The organism is Telluribacter humicola, from assembly GCF_017355935.1.
GTDB classification, from domain to species: domain Bacteria; phylum Bacteroidota; class Bacteroidia; order Cytophagales; family Spirosomataceae; genus Telluribacter; species Telluribacter humicola.
This window is the reverse complement of the sequence record NZ_JAFIQT010000001.1, coordinates 1,729,749-1,747,045: the sequence shown is the minus strand read 5'-3', so window position 1 is coordinate 1,747,045 and position 17,297 is coordinate 1,729,749. Positions and strand designations below refer to the sequence as shown.

Here is a 17,297-nt window from a genome sequence, read left to right as displayed (position 1 = left end):
TAACGATACAATGCTATACCCCAATAATATAGAACAAAAATTAGGTTTTGATCGCCTCCGCGAATGGCTTCTTGAAGCTTGCGTAAGTCCATTGGGGCGTTCTTTTGTTGAAAAAATTCGTTTTTCTGACAATTTTGGACTGGTAGATAAACTGGTACGACAGACTGCTGAGATGAAGCAGGTCGTGCAGTACGGCGAAGAGTTCCCATCACAAAACTACCTCGACGCTACCCCTTACCTGAAGCGGGCTGCCATCGAAGGTATGCTGCTCACTCAGGCTGAATTTTATGATATCAAGGTTTCGCTGAATACCATACGTCAGTGTCTGCGCTTCTTTGAGAAACACGAACCGGAGGAGTTTCCGCTGTTGAGTGAGTACGCTCAGACTATCCGGGTGGAGCGTAGCGTGACCGAAGCCATTGACCGTGTAATAGATGATCGCGGCCAGGTACGTGACAATGCCTCTCCCGAACTGGCCCGGATACGTCGTCAGCTCATCGCCGAGCAGGCTGGTATGCGCAAGAAACTAGACTCGATCCTGCGTACAGCCAAAAACAGCGGCTGGATTGGCGATGATGTATCACTGACCGTCCGAAATGGCCGTATGGTAATACCTATTGCCGCCGAGCACAAGCGCAAGCTGAAAGGCTTTATCCATGACGAATCAGCTACTGGTCAGACGGTATTTATAGAGCCCACGGAAGTATTTGAATCCAACAATGCCATTCGTGAGCTTGAATACGAAGAGCGACGCGAGATCAACCGTATCCTGATCCAACTGACTGATCAATTACGCCCCTATCTGCCCGAGCTCAACAAGGCCTACCAGTTTCTGGGCCTGATGGACTTCCTGCGAGCTAAGGCGAAGCTGGCTGTTCAGTTGGATGCCATCAATCCGTATTTTGAAAACAAGCAGTTTGTGGCCTGGCGCGATGCGCGGCACCCTCTGCTGCACCTGTCTTTCCAGAAGCAGGGCAAAAAGGTAGTACCCCTGAGCGTCGAACTCCACCAGAAGCAGCGTATCCTGATCATTTCGGGTCCGAACGCCGGTGGTAAATCCGTTTCCTTAAAGACCATCGGGCTGATCCAGTACATGTACCAGTGCGGGTTGCTGGTACCTATGGCCGAAGGTTCTACTATGGGTATCTTCCAGAATATCTTCATCGACATTGGTGATGAGCAATCGCTGGAAAATGATCTGAGTACCTACAGCTCTCATCTGACCAATATGCGTCAGTTTCTGGCCCGTGCTACCAAACGTACCCTCTTCCTGATCGATGAGTTTGGTACGGGTACTGAGCCGGGACTAGGTGGTGCCATTGCCGAAGCAATTCTGGAAGACCTGACTCAATCAGGCGCTTACGGTGTGGTCAATACGCACTACACTAACCTGAAAGTACTGGCCGACAAAACCGAAGGCTTAGTAAACGGAGCCATGCGCTTTGATGGCGAGCACCTCGAGCCCCTCTACCAGCTGGAGATTGGCAAGCCGGGTAGTTCGTTTGCCTTCGAGATTGCTTTCAAGATAGGGCTGCCTAAGGGCGTCATTGAGCGGGCTCAGCAAAAACTGGGTACCCAGCAGGTGAATTTTGAAAAGCTGCTCAAAGAACTGGATATCGAGCGCCGGGTATTTGCGGAGAAGAATCTGGAAATAGGTATTAAAGAACGAAAGCTGGCTCAGCAGCTAGCTGAATATACCGCTCTCAAAACCTCGTTGGAAAACAATGAGAAGCGTATCGTCAACGAGGCGAAGCAAAAGGCACGTACCCTCCTGGCCGAAACTAACCAGCGGATTGAGAATACGATCCGTGAGATCAAGGAAAATAAAGCTGAGAAGGAAGCTACCCGTGAAATACGTACCGACCTGGAGCGCTTTGCTAAGAAAAACCTGCAGGCCGAGGCCGTTGCCGAGGTGGTTGATACCGAAGTCGATTACGAGCCTGAAAGCGGCGCTATCACAGTAGGTAGCTACGTACGGATCAACGGCCAGACAGCCATTGGGGAAGTACTGGCCCTAAAAGGCAAGGACGCTGAAATACGCATCGGAGATTTGAAGTCGAACGTGAAGCTCAACCGGCTCGAAAAGGTATCAAAGAAAACCTATAAAGAGGCTACCGGTGAAAAGAAAACCCGGAGCTTTACCGGCGGCGTAGACCTGAACGAGCGCATGATGAATTTCAGCTTCAACCTGGATATTCGTGGCAAACGCGGCGAAGAAGCCATTGTGGAGTTGGATCAGTTTATGAATAATGCTGTGATGCTGGGCTACGGCGAGATCCGGGTCTTGCACGGCAAGGGTGACGGTATCCTGCGCAATCTGGTCCGTACGCACCTGCGTACCTACCCGCACGTGGCCTCCATGCAGGATGAGCATGCCGACCGTGGCGGTGCAGGCGTTACGGTAGTGAAGATGCGGTAGTGAGAGCTTATAGGCATTAGGTGGTTAGAGATTAGCTAATAATATATTTTATTTGAATGCCATAAAGAAAGGGCCGCTTCCATCATGGAGGCGGCCCTTTCTTTTATTTACAGCATTATTTTTTACAATTGTGGCTGCTGCAGTACCTCTGATTCAGGCATGCCATGACGGCCTTTTGCGTTGCGACTGCGCATCCAGAAAAACAGTACTGTAAAGGCTACGATCAGGATAATCGGGAAAGTAGTCATATTCAACAGCGTAGCTTGTCCGGCAGCCAGTTCCAGAGCATCTCCTGAGAGTCCCTGAGCGGCCATTTCAGCCCGGTGTTCATCAATCCAGCCACCAATAATAGGTTGGAAAATAGCGGTAGAGAACATACCCATACCACCAACCAGTGACAGTCCCAATGCACCACTTAGGGGTACCTTCTCGGCTACGAAGCCCAGCATGGTTGGCCAGAAGTAGCATACTCCCAAAGCGAAGAATATAGCGGCTAAATATGCCATAGGACCCGTAACGCTACTGAACAGGTAAATACCAATTGTGGTAAAAATAGCTGAGCCCAGTAATACGCCAGTCTGTCCGAAGCGGCCGATTACCGGACCACCAAAGAAGCGCCCAACGGCCATCAGACCCGTTACCAGAGCCAGAATCAGCAGAGGCTCGGCGCCACTCTTGCTAAGAATAATAGCTGTCCACTGCTGAGGACCAAACTCTGAAATAGCTGTAAGCGCCATAAAAAGGAATATGAAAATAAACAGCGGATTGACCATTCCTCTGAAATTTTCAGATAGCGAGGTAGCACCTTCCACCTTGGCTTTAGGGAAGGCCTGTCCCCAGAACAGGAATGCGTAGATCAGCGTAGGAATCATGATGATCCAGATCTGCGCCTGCCAGCCCATATCCATTTTGGTCATAGCCAGCGATATCAAGCTACCTAGTACGATACCACCGGGGAACCACATGTGGAAACGGCTAAGCATTTTATTCATTTTCTGACCTGCGTACGAGTCGGCGATCATAGGGTTACAGGCAGCCTCGGTACATCCGTTACCAATACCTATGAACAGCGTAGAAAGCAACAAGCCATTGTATCCGCCAGAATAAATGGTCATGATAATACCCAGTGTATGCATTACGAAGGCAACCATCATGATAATACGCGGCCCTACACTATGGTAAACAATACCACCCACGATCATGGCTATAGGAAAACCATAAAACCACATGGAATTAATAAAGCCTAGCTCCTCAGCACTAAGGCCGAATTCCTCACCTAGCTGGGGCAGGATACCCGCACGAATGGCGAACGAAAAGGCAGTAGTAATGAGCGCAAAGCAACTGCCTAGAAAGAGGCGATCTGCATTGACATTTTGATTCATAAGAGTAGTAGAGTTAGTTGTTAGTAGGATAGGATTTTGAAAGCTGATTCAGTCGGGTATTTGTCCAATATTTTCGTAAAAAAAAGAAATACGTGTCATTTCTACTAATAATAATCGAAGGTATTATGCGATTTTTTTGAACTTGCTACCTTTGTAAGAAGTAAGAGAGCAAAATGCTACTCTTTTTCCCTGTAATTTCTTTCACAAACCTAAACCAAACAGTAATGCCAAGAAAAATTCGCATGGGTATGGTGGGAGGTAGTATGGATGCCTTTATTGGGGGCGTTCACCGCCGGGCCGCCATTATGGACGGCGAAATAGAGCTGGTCTGCGGAGCGTTCAGTTCCAGTCCTGAAAAATCAAAATCTACCGGAGAAGCCCTTTACTTACCCCCTAACCGTGTATATGGCAACTACGAGGAGATGATCCTCGCAGAAAAAGAACTACCCGAAGGAGATCGGATGGACTTTGTCTGTATTGTAACTCCTAACCACGTTCACTACGGTCCGGCCAAAATGGCTCTTGAAAATGGCTTCCATGTAGTTTGTGATAAGCCTCTGGCGCTTAACACCCGGGAAGCCGAAGAACTGGCTGCACTGGTTGATCAGACTGGTCTGCTGTTCTGCCTTACCCACAACTACACCGGGTACCCTATGGTAAAGGAGGCCCGCCACCTGATCCAGTCGGGAGCACTGGGCAAAATCCGTAAAATCATCGTAGAGTACCCTCAGGGCTGGCTGTCAACGCTGCTGGAAAGCACCGGAAACAAGCAGGCTGCCTGGCGTACTGACCCGGCTCGTTCGGGAGCTGCGGGAGGAATGGGTGACATCGGAACCCACGCCGAAAATCTGGCGGAGTATATTACCGGACTCAGAATAACCGAGATGTGCGCCGATCTGACCATTTTTGTAGAAGGCCGACTACTGGACGACGATGGTAATGTTCTGCTGCATTTCGAAAACGGGGCCAAAGGTATTCTGCAAGTTAGTCAGATCGCTAACGGTGAAGAAAATGACCTCAATATCCGGGTGTATGGCGAGCACGGTGGCCTGCAGTGGCATCAGATGGAGCCCAATACCCTAGTTCATAAGACTCAGGAGGGTGTACGCATCATCCGGACCAATATTGGTCACCTGTCCGAATCAGCCATGGTACATACCCGTATTCCGGCCGGACATCCCGAAGGATATCTTGAGGCATTTGCCAACCTGTACCGTAACTTTGCCATGGCAGTACGGGCGTACCAGAGAGGTGAACAACCCGATCCTTTGTACGACTTTCCCACCGTTCACGATGGAGTTAGAGGTATGAAGTTTATCGACACCGTCATTGCCTCCAGCGAATCAACCCAAAAGTGGACTCCATTTCAGGATTAATAACCGATTATACTTCATCTAACCAACTACTTATAAACTAGATTAATTTTTGTTTCACTAAATATCTTTTTAATCAACCAATCAGTATGGACAAAATTAAAGTAGGTGTGGTAGGTACAGGTTTTATCGGACCCGCTCACATTGAAGCACTACGCCGTTTACACAATGTTGAAGTAGCTGCTCTCTGCGAAGTGACCGCCGAGCTGGCCAAAGAAAAAGCACAGGGATTGGGGATCGAACGGTACTACACCTTTGAAGATCTGCTCAAGCAGGATGACATTCAATGTATCCATATTTGTACACCTAACTTTCTGCACTACTCACAGTCTAAGGCTGCCCTTGAGGCTGGTAAGCACGTAGTGTGCGAAAAACCTCTGGCTAAGGATCTGGCCGAAGCAGAAGAGCTGGTACAACTGGCCGCTCAAACCGGCCTGGTCAATGCAGTACACTTTAACCTGCGCTACTACCCACTGGCCCGTCAGATGAAGGTAATGCGCGAGCGGGGTGACCTGGGTGATGTATACTCTATCATTGGCTCGTACCTGCAGGACTGGCTGTTCTACGAAACAGATTATAACTGGCGCCTTGAGCCGGACAAGTCAGGTGACTCACGGGCTATTGCCGATATCGGCTCTCACCTGATGGATATCATCGAGTACATCACCGGCCTGAAGACCGTAGCCGTGATGGCCGACTTCAATACTATACACAAAACCCGTAAGAAGCCTCTGAAGCCGGTTGAGACGTACTCAGGCAAGATGCTTCAGCCCGAAGACTACGCTGATGTACCCATCAATACCGAAGACCACGCCAACGTTCTGCTCCGCTTTGACAACGGCAACCGCGGTGTGATTACAGTATCTCAGGTATCTGCCGGTCGTAAGAACCAGATGAAACTGGAAATCGCCGGTTCGAAGAAAACATTCGCCTGGAACTCAGAATCACCTAACGAAATGTGGATCGGTAACCGCGACGGCTACAACGAATCCCTTATGCGTGACCCGTCTCTGGTACACGCTGAGGCCCGCTCAGTGATTAGCTTCCCCGGTGGTCATAACGAAGGTTTCCCTGATACATCTAAGCAGATGTTCAAGGAGGTATACGCCGCTATCGCAGCCGGTAAGCAGCCTGAAAACCCCACCTTCCCAACCTTTGCCGATGGCTACCGCGAGCTTCTCATCTGCGAGAAAATCCTGGAAAGCAACCGCAAGCAGGCGTGGGTGGAGATATAATTGTGAATGATTGATTGAGAGAATGAGTGAATGAAGATTTTTCTACGCTCATTCTCTCAATCAATATTTTCTTGTTCTGGGTATTTGCTGTTTCAGCTATGGATAAAGACTGGTGGGTGGAGGAGAATAATGAATATCAGTATCAGGCAAAATCTGAATTTGCTGATACTATGAAGCTAAGGACTAAGAAACTGGTTCTGCGCCACATAAAGCTCTTCCAGTCATTACCTGTTACCGAAGAAGCCCGGATCATTGGTAAACAGCTTTTACGCTCAGCCTCCTCCACCGGTGCCAATTACCGTGCCGCCTGTAGAGCCAGAAGTAAGGCTGAATTCTTCGCTAAGCTATCGATTACCATAGAGGAAGCCGACGAATCCTTATTTTGGCTGGAAATCCTTGGAGAGGCTGGAATTGTTGAAGAATCAAAATTAGCTTCTCTGAAAGCCGAAACTACCGAGATTCTAGAGATCCTTGCAAAAGCCCGACATACTGTACGAGGACATAATTGACAATTCACTCAATCACTAATTCCAAATTAACTACCATGAAAACAATAAAAGGACCCGCTATATTTTTGGCTCAGTTTCTGGGCGAAGAAGCTCCTTTCAACTCCCTGGATACGATTGCTCAGCACATGGCTGACCTTGGCTACAAGGGGATTCAGATCCCTACCTGGGATAGCCGCCTCATTGACCTGAAGCAGGCAGCCGAAAGCAAAACCTACTGCGATGATCTGAAAGGAAAGCTAAAAGACATTGGTGTAGAAGTAACGGAACTGGCATCTCACCTACATGGTCAACTGGTAGCCGTACATCCGGCTTATTCATCCATGTTTGCTGGTTTTGGACCTGCTGAGCTGGCCAATAGCCCCAAAGAGCAGCAGGAGTGGGCCGTACAGCAGCTGAAGCTCGCTGCCAAGGCCAGCCAGAACATGGGTCTTAAGTCACATCCTACTTTCTCAGGCGCCTTACTGTGGCCCTTCCTGTACCCCTGGCCTCAGCGTCCGGCAGGTCTGGTCGAGACAGCCTTTAAAGAGCTCGGACAGCGCTGGAGACCTATCCTGGATGCTTTCGACGAGGCAGGTGTTGACGTATGTTACGAACTGCACCCTGGCGAAGACCTGTATGATGGTGTTACGTTCGAGATGTTCCTGGAGGCGGTTGACAATCATACACGGGCTAACATCAACTACGACCCCAGCCACTTCGTATTACAGCAGCTCGACTACCTGCAGTTCATCGACATTTACCACGAGCGTATTAAGGCTTTCCACGTTAAGGATGCTGAGTTTAATCCTTCTGGCAGACAGGGCGTGTACAGCGGCTACCAGGGCTGGGTGGATCGTGCCGGTCGTTTCCGTTCACTGGGCGATGGTCAGGTTGACTTCTCCAGCATCTTCTCCAAGCTGTCACAATACAACTACGATGGATGGGCGGTACTCGAATGGGAGTGCGCCATCAAGTCATCAGAGCAGGGGGCTGCCGAAGGCGCTCCGTTCATCGCTGACCACATCATCCAGGTTACCGAGAAGGCATTCGACGACTTTGCCGGAACAGGTGCTGATGAAGCATTCAACCGTAAGGTACTAGGCCTGTAAAATACAGCTTTATACTTATTCAAAGCCCGCCGGTGGACTATACCACTGGTGGGCTTTTTCATATAATAGCACCCTACTTTGGCAGTTTCTTTATCTCATGTCTTAGTACCTGGCCAGCTCACTGTAGCTGGCCTTTGTTTTCGGTCATACGTAACTTACCCCCTAAGTACCCTCCCTGCTAAATATAAAAATTTATGTACCTTTCAACCAATTCACTCTTTACCTGCTCTACATGAAGAGTAAAATTGTTCACCGAAAGAATTTAGAATAAGAGTAGCATGAACTCTAAGAAGAATCTGAGTATCCTGCTGGTAGCAACTAGTGTAATGGCCTGCCAGCAGACAGAACCCGAACCTATGGAAGGTAGTGTGGACATCCGCCTGAATGCCAGCAATGTACGATACGCGCTGTATACCGAGTCGGCTTACCTGGCGGGATCAGTACTGCCGCTTTACGAAGGTGAAATCAAAAACACAGCCAGTGGTCCCCAGCAGATTACATTCTCGGATCTGAACCATGGTAACTATATCTTCCAGTACTGCGGCGCTAATTGCATTAATCGTACCGTTCAGGTGACGGGCGGAAAAACCAGAGAATACCGTTTTTAAAGCAACTACCTATGCACCGTATCGTCCTGATTATCGGAATAGCTTTGATGCTGGTAAACTGCCGGGAGCAGTCGCCTGCTCCGGCACTGGTCGGCAGGTGGAAGTACATTGGTATTCAGCAGCAGGACTCTGCCTGGACTTCGGTGGCAGGTACTTATTACGAACAGGTCGAGGTAAAGTTTAGGGCGGATGGAAAAATCGACTACTACCTGAACAATACCCTGACCACCGATCCGTGTAAGATTCCCTGCATCCCCATAGCCTATACGTACACGGCTGAACAACTGACTTTTACCGACTGGGCTAGCTGTCCCTATGTGGATTGTGCTCCCGTTACAGCATGGAACATTCTGAGGCTGGACGGTACTATTCTGGAAGTAGTACCGGATAGCCCCTCTTCGCCGAAGCTACGACTGGAACGTACCAAGTAGCTGTAAGAAATACATTAAGTATAAAAGGGTCCTGCCAGTCTTTTGATAATGGCAGGATTTTCTGTTTATACTCATCGAAAAATCACAAGATTTCACTAAAACGTAACGTTTTGAGTAGTAACTTTGAAAGATTTTAAAACCAACCCAATCAGTCCTAATAACAATGTGTGACCTTTCTAAAATGTATGTAAAGGGGACCTTGTGGGCTATGTGCATGTGTCTGCTTGCTTTTAGCGGATATCAGGCTGCCGCCCAGAACACCTCCCCCGGAAAGCGGGTACTTGTGTTTTCAAAAACACAGGGATTCCGCCACGCTTCAATCCCTACGGGAAAAGCGGCAATAATGCAGATGGGAAAAGAGAATGGATTTGCCGTAGATACTACTGAGAATTCTGCCCTTTTTACCGATCAGAATCTTAAAAAGTACAATGCCGTAATTTTCCTAAGCACAACTGGTGATGTGCTCAATGACGAACAGCAAGTTGCATTTGAAAGATACATCCAGGCTGGTGGAGGTTATGTAGGTATACATGCCGCCACTGATACTGAATATGAATGGCCCTGGTACAACAAACTGTCCGGAGCTTACTTTGCCAGCCATCCAGGCAACCCCAATGTACAGATGGGTGAAGCATTTCCGGTTAACCGCGATCACCCTTCCATGAAGGGCTTCCCGGATCGCTGGAAGATCAAGGATGAATTTTACGATTTCAAGAGCTTCAACAAGGACGTAAAGGTACTGGTGAAGATCGACGAGAAAACGTACAAAGAAGGTAAGATGGGTGATGACCACCCCATGTCCTGGTACCACGAGTATGATGGTGGTAAAGCTTTCTATACCAACTTTGGCCACGCCGATGAGACGTTCAGCGATCCTGTATTCAAGAAGCACCTGATGGGTGGTCTGCAGTACGTAATGGCCGGTAAGCTTGACTATAGCAACTCCCGTCCCGAGGAGAACCGCTTCACCAGGACTGTACTGGTAGACAAACTGGACGAGCCTACTGAGCTGGTAGTACTTGACAACGGCAAAGTACTCTTTACCGAGCGTAAGGGTGCCGTGAAGATGTACAACCCAAAGACCAACAGTACCCAGACCATCAACAACATTCCGGTTCACTTCGAGCGTGAGTATGGTCTGATGGGTATCAACATTGACCCTAACTTTAAGGACAATAGCTGGGTGTACCTGTACTACTCGGCTGTTAAGCCCGATACCAACAACCGTCTGGTACGTGTGAAGTGGGATGATACCAACAACAAACTGCTCATGGATACCGAGCAGCTACTCCTGAATGTAGCTGAGCACCGCATCGGTGGTCAGAATGACTGCTGCCATACGGGTGGTTCTATCGCCTGGGACCGTCAGGGCAACCTGTACCTCTCAACTGGTGATAATACCAACCCATTCTTCTCAAACGGCTTCGCTCCTATCGACCAGCGTCCGGGCCGCGAGAAGTACAGCGCCCTTAATTCATCAAGTAACACCAACGACCTGCGCGGTAAGATCCTGCGTATTAAGCCTCGTGCCGAAGGTGGTTATGATATTCCCGAAGGCAACCTGTTCCCTAAGGGTACTCAGGGTGCTCGCCCCGAAATTTACGTAATGGGTAACCGTAACCCGTACCGTATTTCGGTGGATCAGCGTACTGGATTCCTCTACTGGGGTGAAGTAGGTCCTGATGCGGGCGAAGATAACCCGAAGCGTGGCCCACGTGGACATGATGAGATCAACCAGGCTCGTAAAGCCGGGTACTTTGGTTGGCCTCTATTCGTAGGTGACAATAAGCCTTACCGCAACTTTGACTTCTCCGATAGTACCGCCGGCCGTTACTTCGATCCTGAGAAGCCAATCAACCCTTCAACCCGCATCACTGGTCTGAAGGAGCTACCTCCTGCGCAGAAAGCATTTATCTACTATCCTTACGCTGAGTCACCTGATTTTGGTCCTATCGTAGGTAAAGGTGGCCGTAATGCCATGGCGGGTCCTGTATACTACTACGATGACTTCGCTGCCGATAGCAAGGTTAAATTCCCCCGCTACTACGACGGAAAGCTGTTTGCTTATGAGTGGATGCGTAACTGGATCAACCCGGTAACAATGACTAAGGATGGCGACTTTGTAATGATGGAGAAATTCATGCCTAACGCCAGCTTCAGCCACCCAATGGATATGCAGTTCGCGAAGGATGGATCATTGTATATGCTGGAATACGGTAGCAACTGGTTTGCTCAGAATGATGATGCCCGCCTGTCACGTATTACCTACAATGCGGGTAACCGCCCTCCGGTAGCCGAAGCCAAAGTTGACAAATCAGTAGGTGCTGCTCCTTTGACGGTGGCATTCACCTCACAGGGATCGAAAGATTTCGACGGAGATGCTATTAAGTATGAGTGGAATTTCGGTAAAGGACTACCTAAGAGTACCCAAGCTAACCCTAAATTCACCTACTCTAAGCCCGGTGAATATACCGCTACTCTGAAGGTAACTGATGCTGCCGGTAACAGCGGTACCACTAACCTGATCATCAAAGTAGGTAACGATGTACCTAAGGTTGATATCGCTATCAAAGGCAACAAGTCTTTCTACTGGGAAAACAAGCCGGTTGAGTATCAGGTAAAAGTAGCTGATAAGGAAGACGGTAGCCTGGACAAAGGTACTATCCCTTCTGACGAAGTAATGTTCAACGTTAACTTCATGGAAGGCTTTGACAAAGCGGTACTCGCTCAGGGACACCAGACCGGTACCGGATTTTCTACCGGCCGTCGTCTGATTGAGTTAAGCGACTGTAAGGCATGTCACTCACTGGATCAGAGATCCGTAGGACCTGCTTACATGGAAGTATCCAAGAAGTACCAGCGTGACCGCAACGCTGTAAAAAGACTATCCGAGAAGGTAATCAAAGGTGGTGGTGGTGTATGGGGCGAGCAGGCTATGAGCGCTCACCCTCAGCTGAAGCAGGATGAAGCCGAAGAAATGGTGAAGTACATCCTGTCACTGGCTAACAACAAAAAAGAGGAGAATCAAATGGCTCTGCAGGGTAACTTCGTTCCCAAAGCACAGACAAAAGACGGTTCATATATCTTCACTGCAACCTATACTGACAAAGGTAACGGACAGATTGGCCCAATGACTGGTATGAGCTCAGTAGCTCTACGTCCGGCTCGTGTAAAGGCTAGTATGAACGATGGAGGTAAAGACATCATGAAGTTCAAAATGCCTAATACTACCAGCGAGATAGTTGTTGGTACAAAGGATGGAAGCTACTTCAGCTTTGATGATATTGATCTGACCGGAGTTAGCAATCTGAAGGTAAAAGCAACCTCCAGCAGTGCACGTACGGCAGGCGGTATCCTTGAGGTACGCCTTGACTCCCCTACAGGACAAACCATTGGAGAAACGACCATAGGAGCGGACTTCAATTCAGAGGCTACCTTACCTCTTAAGGTACCGGCAGACAACCGCCGCCGCAAACTTTTCTTTGTGTTCAAAAATCCTACTGCTAAGGACAAGCCTTTGTTCTCAGTAGATTGGATTGAGTTCATGAACGGAGGTATGTAATACTCCAAATTATAAAAGAAACGGGCGTGGAGCAAAAGCTTCACGCCCGTTTCTTTTATACATCGGGTGAGTACTTAACATATCACTCCACCTTCTGATAAAGGAGGAAGTGCTGAATAGGCAGAAAGTCTCCCCGTTGAATGAGCTTGAAGCCGTTTGCCGCCAGCTCCTTGTTAGCCTGCACCGCACTTAGTTTATGCAACCTCTTGATTGGTATCGCAAGGTCCTCGGCCCGGTACTCCAGCAACAGTAGTTTCCCATCCGGTTTCAAAGACTTATGTATGGCCTGCAGCATTTCGTGCGGGTATTCCAGCTCATGGTATACATCCACCATCAGCGCCAGATCCACCGTATTAGCTGGTAAGTTGGGGGACTTAGCACTACCCTTGACTGCCTCCACATTTGTAGCGCCTATCTCTTTTGCCCGCTTTTCAAGAAAACGCACCGACTCATCCTGCACATCTACGGCATATACCTTCCCCTGAGGTACCCGTTTGGCAATCCTGAAGGTGTAATACCCCGTACCCGCTCCAATATCAGCCACTATACTACGGCTATCAACAGGTAGTTTACTGATAGCCAGCTCCGTGTTTTCTTCCTCCTGCCGCTCGTCGCGCTCGAGCCAAGCAGCCCCGGCAAATCCCATTACATGAGCAATCTCCCTCCCCAGGTACATTTTCCCAATACCATCAGAGGAGGCTGTCTTATAAGTATATACAGTACTATCTGAGGATTGCCTGGATTGTGAAGTAGACGAAGAACAACTTAGGGTAGTAATGCCCAGAATAACAAAGGTTAGATGGATTTTCATAGGGAAGACTTTTAGCTACCCCCTTAACCTCTTGTTTTAATTAATGTTTGAGGCTACACATACCCCTCTATCCCCAATCCAAAAAGAGCAAAATCGTATTTAATAGGGTCTTTGGGGTCAAGCTGCCGGAGTGAAGCAGTCAGTTCGGTAGCGGTTTGCCAGTCGGTTTGGGGGCGGGTAATAAGGCCCAGGTGCCGGGACACGCGGTCTACGTGTACATCGCAGGGGCACACCAACTGTCTGGGCTGAATACGGGTCCAGATACCGAAGTCCACGCCCCGGTCGTCCTGGCGTACCATCCAGCGTAAAAACATATTCAGCCGCTTACACGATGACTTACGGACAGGTGTCGCGATGTGTTTACGAGTACGGGCAGGAAAATCTTCAAGGGAGCAGAACAGGTCATGAAAACCCCTGAGGGCGCCTTCGACGGTTTGGTCACCGGTACTCATACCTTGCAGGAAGGCCTCCTCTAATGAGTCGTGCTTCTGGTAGAAGTCCCGAAAGAAATGGAGGAAGTATAGCGTATCGGTGGCGTTGAAAGTCCGGTGCTTAAAAGCCAGGAAACGCTTCAGATCACTATCCTGATGGTTTCTTACAAAATCGTAGGGAGCACCATCCATTAGCTCAACCAGTTCCAGACACTTATTAATGATGGTCTTACGCTGGCCCCACGCCAGGATGGAAGCCCAGAAGCTCATGATTTCAATATCCTGCTTTAGGCTAAAGCGGTGCGGAATACTGATTGGGTCTTGTGGGATAAAGTCTGGCCGGTTGTACTGCTCATACTTTTTTTCAAGCAACTCAGCAACATAACCCGGCACAGCAATAGAGACTGCGTTAGTTTCGGGGGCTGGCATGATTACTTCTGAACAGGTAAGCCAATACCCGTGATATACCTGAGAAAAACATTACTATACCCGAAAAAATAAAGGTAAAGATGGCAATGAAAGGATACATGATCGTAAACATCACGCTCCACACCTTATAGCCGGTGGTATTCTTAAGGGCAGCTCTCTCTTCTTCCCGCTTGGATCTGTATTGGGGTGAATGTTTCATTTGCTCTATTTGATTCAAAGTCTGGCGCTCTAACTATAAGAGTCTAACTTACCAGATATATGGAGTACTTAATCTTTAATTGGCCTCTATGTAATTAATTTCAGCTCTAAATCGGCGGGTATCGGGTGAAAGCCGTTCGAAAGCACGAGCCGACAGCTTTATTACAATATCTTCGTTAACCGAGGTATTAGGTATCCGTCCAATCACTTTAACCCAAAGTGTCTGCTGGTTAAATTCATTCTTCACCTGCACTAGCGTACCAATGGGGGCACTACGATGAAGAGCCAGGAATTTGCTAGTACTTTCATCTGTATCTATTACCTCAGCAAGTCCGGTTTCCCGCATCTTCTTTCCCGCCATAGGCATGGTAGGTGCGGGAGCTTCGACCGGCTTTACTACCTTCTCAGGTACGGCGGCCTTGGCACGGGCTGAGTCCGATACATCATTAGTCGCGACAACCTCACTAGGGCGACGCGCCAGGTAAGCGCTCTCTGAAACGATCAGCTCCTGCCCAAGCATAACATTATCCGAAGTCATGTTGTTCCACCGGCGGATGTCTGCCATAAGTACACCATTCTTAACGGCTATACTATACAGCGTCTGACCGGCCTCTACCTTGTGTATACCAGAAGCAGCGGGCGCAGTCTTCTGCGGTGTGGTGGCAGCTACTTTTTCTTCCTTTGGCTTTTGCTCCTTTACTTCTTCCTTAGCAACCTGCACCTTGCCTTGAGGTGCCACATAAGGTACCCTGATTACCTGATCGAATTTTAGCTGGTCATTGATTCCGGGATTGGCATCCTTAATAGCCTGAATTGTGGTCTTGTAGCGGCGCATAACCGCGTACATCGTCTGTCCCGGATTTACCTTATGCAGTATGTACACTTTGCCATTTACAGTTTCAGTGCCTACCGAATCAAAGCGAACTACTGCTGTGCGGGTAGTACCCACGGCCCGAGCCGATTCCACTCCGGTCAAACAGCATACCAGCAACAACGTCAATCGAATCAGATTCTTCATGTTAGGGTTCAAGTTTTAGGCTTACTAATTCATTACTATTCCGCAGAAAAACAAGCGTATTCCCTTTCAGAAACATGGTATCTCTCCCCACCCATTCACGGCCTTCGGCCATACGCTGGTGGTACAGAACCTCCCTCTGCCGATTTATAATTAATGCGTATTGTGCTATCTTTTCTTCTTCGTAAATATAGTAAGAAAACGCTATATAAGGATTTACTTCCAGATAATCAACCGCTAAGACCTCCTTCACATTCACGGTTTTATCCAAAAACGATGAAAGGGTAGTAAAATATACATCTCGTGGCCGATACCTGACGGGCAACTGGTAGTTGGGCTGTTCCGCCGAACTATTTTTTTCATCTTTACTGTAGGGACGCAGTTCTCCGGTGTGCATGTTACACTGCTTATACCGTACGCTGTCGTTCTGCCGGGTGGCTACCAGTAGGTGGCTCTCATCCAGAACCCGCACAAAAACATGGTTAGGAACCGCCCAACTCAGTAGCCCTTCCCCTTCCGAAACAGCCAGCAGGTCTGTGGGTTCGGGCATATCCGGAAAGCGGTAGTTATGCATTAACACCTGCTCTCCGGCAAAAGCAGTAAGGGTAGTCCACCAATCGGTACCTTCCGGTTTCACCAGCCACCGCATGGTAGGCTTAGCCAGGTCAATCAATGCAAAAGCTGTTTCTTTGTTTTGAGTATCCCGAAGCTCCACCGCCCACTCGTCGCGCTCCGGTGCAGGATGTGGTAGTATACGCCAGATGGCATGAGGAAATACGTAGGAGAAATACTCGATCAATACTATAAGCAGATTAGTTCCTGATGATAACCTGGGTTACTCCCCAGTGAACAACCGACCGGGAGCTTTGTTCTTTCAGGATAGTACATTCACAATTCAGACTCCCATACCCATTTCAAATGGATACTGGGCTATAAACAAAGATACATTAATTTTAAAAGTTTTTTAGAGCTACCCAATCTTAATACGTACCACAGTGAAAATAATAGGTATCATACCCGCCCGCTTTGCTTCCACTCGTTTTCCGGCCAAAGCCCTCGTTGATATTGAGGGTAAAAGCATGATCCGGCGCGTATATGAACAGGCTTCGCAGGCCACTCAGTTAGAAAAAGTCGTTGTAGCCACCGACGACGAACGGATTCTGAACCATGTAGAGGAGTTTGGTGGTGTCGCTGTCATGACCTCATCTGACCACCAGAGCGGTACAGACCGCTGCTTTGAGGCTTTGCAGAAAATTGATGCTGCGGCCGATTATGTCATAAATATTCAGGGTGATGAGCCTTTTATCCAGCCCGGACAGATCGACCGGCTGGCGGAGGTACTGGACGGTCAAACGGAACTGGCCACTCTGGTCAAAGTCATTGAAGACCAGGAAACACTCTTTAATCCTAATTCTCCCAAAGTAGTACTTACCCGTCAGCATCAGGTACTTTATTTTAGCCGGCATACAGTCCCCTACCTGCGCGGTCTTCCGGAGTCAGAATGGCTCAGCACACATACCTTTTATAAACACATCGGAATTTATGCTTACCGGACCGATATTCTGGCCGAAATAACCCAACTTCCGGTATCACCCCTCGAAAAAGCCGAGGCTCTCGAACAACTTCGGTGGCTCGAAAACGGTTATACTATAAAAGCGGTAATTACGCCGGACGATTCCCATGGCGTTGATACCCCCGATGACCTGCACCGTGTGGCACGGAAATTTTTATCCGGATCAGGTCCAGCGTCATAAGGGCTTTAAAATCTTTACAGATAATATCCGTGGCGCTGCATCATTTTAGATG

Annotated in this window: 15 protein-coding genes; 9 read left to right on the top strand and 6 right to left on the bottom strand. The window is 48.6% G+C overall.

Annotation, left to right across the window (positions count from 1 at the left end):
* The first annotated feature begins 10 nt into the window (after positions 1–10).
* Positions 11–2,419, top strand: coding sequence for an endonuclease MutS2 (locus JUB14_RS07520; RefSeq protein WP_207505246.1), 2,409 nt, complete (start codon positions 11–13; stop codon positions 2,417–2,419).
* 122 nt (positions 2,420–2,541) lie between these two features.
* Here the strand turns inward: JUB14_RS07520 and JUB14_RS07515 are convergent, their stop codons facing one another.
* Positions 2,542–3,801 carry an MFS transporter gene (locus JUB14_RS07515; RefSeq protein ID WP_207505245.1) on the bottom strand — a complete coding sequence of 420 codons (1,260 nt, stop codon included), beginning with the start codon at positions 3,799–3,801 and terminating at the stop codon, positions 2,542–2,544.
* Between the two features lie 242 nt (positions 3,802–4,043).
* Here JUB14_RS07515 and JUB14_RS07510 point away from each other — a divergent pair, with 242 nt between their 5' ends.
* From JUB14_RS07510 to JUB14_RS07480, 7 genes are all read left to right on the top strand, one after another.
* A complete protein-coding gene (locus JUB14_RS07510) occupies positions 4,044–5,177 on the top strand; it encodes a Gfo/Idh/MocA family protein (RefSeq protein ID WP_207505970.1) in 1,134 nt (377 codons plus the stop codon).
* An 86-nt stretch (positions 5,178–5,263) separates the two neighbouring features.
* On the top strand, positions 5,264–6,409 hold the full coding sequence (locus JUB14_RS07505) for a Gfo/Idh/MocA family protein (RefSeq protein WP_207505244.1): 1,146 nt from the start codon (positions 5,264–5,266) through the stop codon (positions 6,407–6,409).
* A gap of 26 nt (positions 6,410–6,435) precedes the next feature.
* Complete coding sequence (locus JUB14_RS07500) at positions 6,436–6,918, top strand: four helix bundle protein (protein WP_310586117.1); 483 nt, start codon at positions 6,436–6,438, stop codon at positions 6,916–6,918.
* A 35-nt stretch (positions 6,919–6,953) separates the two neighbouring features.
* Entirely contained in the window at positions 6,954–8,006 is a 1,053-nt protein-coding gene (locus JUB14_RS07495; protein ID WP_207505243.1) for a sugar phosphate isomerase/epimerase family protein, read from the top strand.
* Positions 8,007–8,284: 278 nt separating this feature from the next.
* Positions 8,285–8,614, top strand: coding sequence for a hypothetical protein (locus tag JUB14_RS07490; protein ID WP_207505242.1), 330 nt, complete (start codon positions 8,285–8,287; stop codon positions 8,612–8,614).
* Between the two features lie 11 nt (positions 8,615–8,625).
* Complete coding sequence (locus JUB14_RS07485; RefSeq protein WP_207505241.1) at positions 8,626–9,045, top strand: hypothetical protein; 420 nt, start codon at positions 8,626–8,628, stop codon at positions 9,043–9,045.
* Between the two features lie 163 nt (positions 9,046–9,208).
* Positions 9,209–12,607 (top strand): ThuA domain-containing protein, encoded by a 3,399-nt coding sequence (locus tag JUB14_RS07480; RefSeq protein WP_374757796.1) that lies wholly within the window; start codon positions 9,209–9,211, stop codon positions 12,605–12,607.
* Positions 12,608–12,689: 82 nt separating this feature from the next.
* On the opposite strand, the gene JUB14_RS07475 is transcribed toward JUB14_RS07480, so the two are convergent.
* The 5 genes from JUB14_RS07475 to JUB14_RS07455 form a co-directional block, all read right to left on the bottom strand.
* Entirely contained in the window at positions 12,690–13,418 is a 729-nt protein-coding gene (locus JUB14_RS07475) for a class I SAM-dependent methyltransferase (RefSeq protein ID WP_207505240.1), read from the bottom strand.
* Positions 13,419–13,471: 53 nt separating this feature from the next.
* Positions 13,472–14,278, bottom strand: a complete 807-nt coding sequence (locus JUB14_RS07470) for a TIGR02757 family protein (RefSeq protein WP_207505239.1) — start codon at positions 14,276–14,278, stop codon at positions 13,472–13,474.
* Complete coding sequence (locus tag JUB14_RS07465) at positions 14,259–14,477, bottom strand: hypothetical protein (RefSeq protein ID WP_207505238.1); 219 nt, start codon at positions 14,475–14,477, stop codon at positions 14,259–14,261. The genes JUB14_RS07470 and JUB14_RS07465 overlap by 20 nt, the downstream gene beginning before the upstream one ends.
* A gap of 75 nt (positions 14,478–14,552) precedes the next feature.
* Positions 14,553–15,494 carry a LysM peptidoglycan-binding domain-containing protein gene (locus JUB14_RS07460; RefSeq protein ID WP_207505237.1) on the bottom strand — a complete coding sequence of 314 codons (942 nt, stop codon included), beginning with the start codon at positions 15,492–15,494 and terminating at the stop codon, positions 14,553–14,555.
* A 1-nt stretch (position 15,495) separates the two neighbouring features.
* Entirely contained in the window at positions 15,496–16,290 is a 795-nt protein-coding gene (locus tag JUB14_RS07455) for a DUF4905 domain-containing protein (RefSeq protein ID WP_207505236.1), read from the bottom strand.
* Between the two features lie 196 nt (positions 16,291–16,486).
* Here JUB14_RS07455 and kdsB point away from each other — a divergent pair, with 196 nt between their 5' ends.
* Positions 16,487–17,245 (top strand): 3-deoxy-manno-octulosonate cytidylyltransferase, encoded by a 759-nt coding sequence (gene kdsB / locus JUB14_RS07450; protein WP_207505235.1) that lies wholly within the window; start codon positions 16,487–16,489, stop codon positions 17,243–17,245.
* Positions 17,246–17,297: the final 52 nt, after the last annotated feature.